This is a genomic window from Nocardia sp. CC201C (assembly GCF_030010695.1).
GTDB classification, from domain to species: domain Bacteria; phylum Actinomycetota; class Actinomycetes; order Mycobacteriales; family Mycobacteriaceae; genus Nocardia; species Nocardia otitidiscaviarum.
This window is the reverse complement of record NZ_JASCXP010000463.1, coordinates 1-5,581: the sequence shown is the minus strand read 5'-3', so window position 1 is coordinate 5,581 and position 5,581 is coordinate 1. Positions and strand designations below refer to the sequence as shown.

Here is a 5,581-nt window from a genome sequence, read left to right as displayed (position 1 = left end):
GCCCGCCTGCGGGCAGCCACCTTCGGGGAACAACGCCTGGACGGGATGAGCCCGTTCCACGCGTGTTTCGATCCCGAACTGCGCGCCATGGTCGACACGATATTCGCGAAATGGGCGCGGCCGGGCATGTGTATGCCCGACGACCCCGACAGCCCCCAACTCGGCGTGCATGATCCCGACGGGTTCGACCCGAACCGGTTGGCGGCCGCGGTCGGGCGTGATGTGCGCACTCCGGCGCAGCGGCGCCACGACGCATTGACAGCGTTCCTGTCCGCCAGCGGGCCGGACAACCTGGGCGCACATCGCGGCCTGCCGGTCTCGATCGTGCTGACGATGTCGGTCACCGACCTGCTGCGGGGTGCGGGGGTGGCGCGGGCGGCGTCGGGGACGACGATCCCGGTGCGGGAAGCGTGGCGGATGGCGCAGGGCTCGATCCCGCTGCTGCTGCTCTTCGACGAAACTCAAGGCAAGCCCCTGTATTTGGGAGAAGGCGCAAGGATCGCGTCGTCGTGGCAGCGGTTGGCCGCCATCGCCCGCGACCGTGGCTGCACCCACCCCGACTGTTCGGCTCCGGCGACGATGTGCGCGATGCATCACCTGATCCCGTGGGCGGCGAACGGCCCGACCGATATCGACAATCTCACTTTGGTGTGCGATGCCCATCATGCGCAGATCACCGCCGACCCGGAGGATCCGAGCGGGTGGGCCACCCACCGTGTCCCGGCTGGTGGCGTGGATGCGGGGCGGACGGCGTTCTGTCCACCGGTCTCGGTGGATCCGCGACGGCGACCGCGGGTGAATCGGTTCCATCACCCCGAACAGGTACTCGCCGTGAGCGTGAACCGCCGCCGCGCCCGGCTACTGGCCGACCGCACAGCCGAATCCCGGCGCAGCACCGATCGCATAGGCGAATCCCGGCGCAGCACCGCTCGAACGAGCGAATCCCGGCACGGCACCGCTCTAACCGGCGAATCCCGCCACGGCCAAGAGTCCTGTGACGGCCAGGATCTCCGCCACGCGCAGGAGTCCCACCACAGCGAGGCTCCCCAGCACGATCGGTCTCGCCACGGATACGAGTCCGGCCACACCAGCGAGGGCAATCCTGGCGAGTCCCGCTCCGGCCGTGCGCGTCAGCGCCGCGACTCGCACAATCACCCGGACGCCCACCTAGACGGATCCCGTCATGGATATCGCCCTCGGGAACCCCACCGCGCGCGCGAATAGTGCAGCGGTGCTGGACGCCGGGCGCATCCTCGCCGAGGGGCACCGCCGCTGAACTGCTTCGAAAACCCCCGCACACCCCTGCGGCGAAGTACCCGTCCTGCGGGGAGCCGGCGTGTCCCGGAGCCATCCCGGGCGTCTGCTCGACCATCGGAATCGCGAACACCTCGCCTAACTCAACCAACTCGTTCTCGCGCCTGGCCCGTACGCCACTCATCGGCACTCAGCAACGCGACCGTTCTCAATGGACGACAGTCCAGTCAGCCAGCGCGACCGGGAAACCGTCGCCCCAGCGCCAGCGAGGCGTCAAGATGTAGCGCTACGGTAAGGTTCGGCACGCCGTGTTGGCGGCGAGCGCTCAGCATCCCACGCTGTACCCGGCCGCAACCACTCTTCAGCGAGGTCTTGATGACTACCGCCGTCACCTACCAGCCGGTTGGAGCGACCCGCCCCACCGATCCACACTGGCAGGAGCACCCGGCTGGGTTTCGGTGGTTCGCGAAGACCGTCGCCATCGGACACGGCGACGAGTTCTGGGAGGACGTATCCAAGGATCTGTTGCGCTGGGGAGTCAAGCGGCGCAGTGGGTTCCGAGTCAGCCCGTGCGACAGTGCCGCCGATCGTGTCGCCGAGGGAGCGGAGTACCGGATCTCGGTCGGGCTCGGACCGGCATCGGTGCATGAGCCGGTGCGGGTGGTAGAGGTAGTCGACCTACCCGACCGACGCGGATTCGCCTACGGCACCCTCCCCGGGCACCCCGTATCGGGTGAGGAGGCGTTCATCGTCCACCGGGGACCGAACGGCACGGTTCATCTCACGCTGCGATCACTGACACGACCCGCACCCGCGGGGGTCTGGCGACCGGCCTTCCCCGTTCTCCTCCTCGCCCAGCGCTTCTACCGCCGTCGCTATCTGCGAGTGCTGATGGACTGACTGCGAGTGCTGATGGGCTGACAGCTTGTCGACGCGAACTGGCGGGCCGGGCCACGACCAACGAGATGGCCGAGCTCGACTCGCTACTCGAGGCATTGTGCGGGCTCTGCATTCCTGTATATCGAAAGGTTCGGCGAGCTTCTCCGATGCGGACCGCTCAGGGGCCACGCTGTTGCCGTTGGGCGGACGGTAGGTTCGGGTCATGGGGAGACCGATCTCAATCCTGCGTCTGCCGAACAGGTTCCACCGTCCACTCGCGATCGCGGTCGGCCTCGTGGTGGCGGTGGCCGTCGCGGGCGTGCTGCCGAGTTGGTGGTGTGGGCGGGATGCCGACGAGTGGTATCGCGGGGATGTGGGGCGGGTGCGTGGGCTCGCCGAGGAGCTGGTGGCTTTCGAGGCCGATGACGATGCGGGGCGGGCCGCCGGGTTGGCGGGGCTCGCCGAGATGTGGGGGTTGCTCGTTCATCAGATGACCGCGTTGGGGCTGGCACAGGTGTGTCTGGAGTATCCGGAGTGGCGGGAACGCTACGCGCCCATAGTGACTCGCGCGGCGGCCAAGAGTCTGCTGCCCGAGATGCGCGCGGAGTTCACCGCGGCCTGGCACGGCCGGGACGGGATGGCCGAGCTCGACAGCGCGGACGGGCACGCCTACCTGTCCTATCCCGCTCTCGCGCTCGGTATGGCGCGCGTGGTCGATCCGGCGTTCCCGGCCGACCTCGCGGTCCGACACGACGCGGTGGTCGCCGCGCTCGCGCGCCGGCTGCTCGCCTCCCCTACCGGCCTACTGGATACGTTTCCCGGTGAGGCGTACCCCACCGACGTGGCCGCAGTGGCCGCCGCGATCGCGGTGCACGGGCGTGCGACCGGTACCGACCACACCGCGGTGCTGTCGCATTGGGCGCAGCGGGTACGCGAGGTGCAGATCGATCGCGCCACCGGCCTGATCGTTCAGCGCATGGGGGTCGACGGCCGGGCCCATGACGCCCCGCGCGCATCCGGGACCGGTTTGGCGGCCTACTTCGCCGGATTCGCGGACCGAGCACTCGCCGCGGAACTGACAACGGCGCTGTTCCGCCAGGAGCGAACCGTCCTGGGCTTCAGTGCAATCGACGAGTACGGCGACGGCTACGACGGTCCAGGCGATATGGACAGCGGCCCCCTGATCCTCGGAACCTCCATCTCGGCAACCGGTTTCGCGCTCGCCCCGGCCCGCGCGTTCGGCCACCGCGATACCTTCACCCGCCTGTACCGCACCGCGAACCTCTTCGGCCTGCCGCTGCGCAGCGGCTCCCGCCTGCGCTTCGCCACCGGCGGCGCGATCGGCAATGCCCTCCTGCTGGCCTTCCTCACCTCCGGCCCGGAGCTCGCGTCATGAGCGCCCCCGACAGTTCGCGACTCCGCGCCGTATGGAAACCGCTGCGCATACCGCTGATCCTGATCGCGCTGTACCTCGCCCTGCATCCGATCGCGGCGGCATTGTCGGCACGACACGGATTCGGCTCACCCGATGGCATCGGCATCGCCTATCCGACCGTCACCAGCATGCTGGTGTGCTTGCGCATGGTCCTGCTGGTCGTCGTCCCGGCGATCCTGGCCTACCGCCTCGCCGCGCACCTGGCGAAGCGCGCGCTGCTCCGTATCCCCACCGATCCCACCCCGAAGCCACCCGATCCCGCCCTGTCCACGAACTGAATCTCACTCGTTCGCCGCCGACCGCCGCAGCGACACGTCCAGCTCCCGCCACAATTCGCCGACGCGCCCACGCCCGCTCGGGGCGGGCGGATACCGTCGCAGCACCCTGACCACGGTCGGACCCGCCAGCGCTACCGCCTCGGCTACGTGGGCGGCACCGACGGCGTGATCGTCACCGGCGTCGAGTTCCGAGGCATGAGCTGCGCAGGCGGCCGACATGAGGACGTGCCCACCCTGGGTCGCCTTCGCCAACGGGTGCAGATACGCGGCACCACCTGCATGGGCGGCCGCGCGCGCCGCCTCGGCCGCGGCACGCAACCCCCCGGCGTCTCGCGCGGCCCGGTGAGCGTCGAGAGCGGCCACGCGCAACGCCTGTGTGCGCCGACCGCCGTCGACGAAACGACGCGCCTCGTCGAGAACGATCCGCGGACGTCTATCGTCCGGGCGATCCCGCTCGAAGATCGCCTGCACGCGCTCCGCGCAGGCCACCGCATAGGCCGTGACCTCGCGAAGCTCGGCCATGGTGAGTTCGATCATCAGATCGCTGTCCGTCGTAGCCATAGCATTCAACCGTATCGTTGAACACGCTGTGGAGACTTTTCCGCAAAGAATCGAACTCAGCACGACAGAACCTTCGAACGAAGGTGCGGGGACATCACAGGGGATTCGAGGTCCGCTCGGCACTGGTGTCGGTGCGATTCTCTTCGGTTCGCCGCAGCCATTCCAGCAGCAGTGCCCGTTCGCTGTCGGTGCATGTTCCGGGCGGCACGCCGCGGTGAATTCGCCACTACCGCGGGCGTTCTCGCATCCCTGCCGCGCCGGTCCACCACTCCGGTCGGCGCGGTACTATCGACACTCCTCAGTCGACCGCGGTAATGACTTGCGCCCTGCGTGCGGTATGGCCTCGATCCCACCGAACCACGTGTACTCCGCCATGCAGAGGATCGTCATCAGCGGAAAGATCACCAACGGCGTCGCGAACACGACGTGCGGTGGCGTTGAGTACCGGAACGCATCGATCGGGATCCCCGCGAGTATCGCCGCGAATATCTGCCCGAGAACCACCACCACGGCGCCGGTCAGCACCAAGGGCACTCCAGTCCCCATGCCACGCAATAGAAGTACCGAACCGCTGCCCAACAGTCCCGCGACGAGGAGAGATGCCCAGGACAGCAGAGTGAGCAGACTGTCCGCGGTGATCGTCGAATCACCGAGCGCCAGGTACTCGGCGCCTTGCCACTTGCCTTCCTGCGACTGCATCCAGGCAGCGAATGCCATCAGCGCCCACACGAGCGCACCGGACAGGGCGAGCCAGGCAGCGATCCGGTAGCGAACGTGCCTGACTCGAATCCAACCCCGGAATGCCCGCGACACCACCGATCGGCCCACATCCATCGAATCCCCCTCCCTACCGAGCGTTTCCGTCGGGAGTGACATTAGCCGGGGGATGTGGAGAGATGGTGAGCGTTCACCACCTGTCTAGTCTTGACTCAACCGCTTCGTGAGCCAGGCTCCCACATGCTCGATCGCCTTGGCCGCCATGGTCGTCGGCGATGATGTGAAGCCGTGCACGGATTCGGGGTACACGCGCACGTCGAGGTCGTTGCCGGCGGCGCAGAGGCGGGCCGCCAGGGCCAGGTTGTCTTCGAGCAGGATGTCCGAGGCTCCGACGACCAGCAGGGTCGGCGGCAGGTCGCGGAGGTCGCCGAACAGCGGTGAGATGTCGGGGTTGGTT

7 protein-coding genes are annotated in these 5,581 nt (G+C 68.2%); 4 read left to right on the top strand and 3 right to left on the bottom strand.

Annotated features, from left to right (window positions below; genetic code table 11):
* The 4 genes from QK444_RS31715 to QK444_RS31700 form a co-directional block, all read left to right on the top strand.
* A partial coding sequence (locus QK444_RS31715) for an HNH endonuclease signature motif containing protein (protein WP_282785754.1) occupies positions 1–1,224 on the top strand: 1,224 nt, incomplete at its 5' end.
* Between the two features lie 402 nt (positions 1,225–1,626).
* On the top strand, positions 1,627–2,154 hold the full coding sequence (locus QK444_RS31710) for a DUF1990 domain-containing protein (RefSeq protein WP_282785753.1): 528 nt from the start codon (positions 1,627–1,629) through the stop codon (positions 2,152–2,154).
* Positions 2,155–2,356: 202 nt separating this feature from the next.
* Entirely contained in the window at positions 2,357–3,529 is a 1,173-nt protein-coding gene (locus tag QK444_RS31705) for a hypothetical protein (RefSeq protein ID WP_282785752.1), read from the top strand.
* A complete protein-coding gene (locus tag QK444_RS31700) occupies positions 3,526–3,846 on the top strand; it encodes a hypothetical protein (protein WP_282785751.1) in 321 nt (106 codons plus the stop codon). Before QK444_RS31705 ends, QK444_RS31700 begins: the two co-directional genes overlap by 4 nt.
* Positions 3,847–3,849: 3 nt before the next feature.
* On the opposite strand, the gene QK444_RS31695 is transcribed toward QK444_RS31700, so the two are convergent.
* The 3 genes from QK444_RS31695 to QK444_RS31685 all read right to left on the bottom strand — a co-directional run.
* On the bottom strand, positions 3,850–4,407 hold the full coding sequence (locus QK444_RS31695; protein WP_282785750.1) for a putative immunity protein: 558 nt from the start codon (positions 4,405–4,407) through the stop codon (positions 3,850–3,852).
* Between the two features lie 285 nt (positions 4,408–4,692).
* Entirely contained in the window at positions 4,693–5,241 is a 549-nt protein-coding gene (locus tag QK444_RS31690; RefSeq protein ID WP_282785749.1) for a hypothetical protein, read from the bottom strand.
* Positions 5,242–5,325: 84 nt separating this feature from the next.
* The coding region (locus tag QK444_RS31685; protein ID WP_282785748.1) for an alpha/beta hydrolase fold domain-containing protein at positions 5,326–5,581 on the bottom strand (256 nt) is incomplete at its 5' end.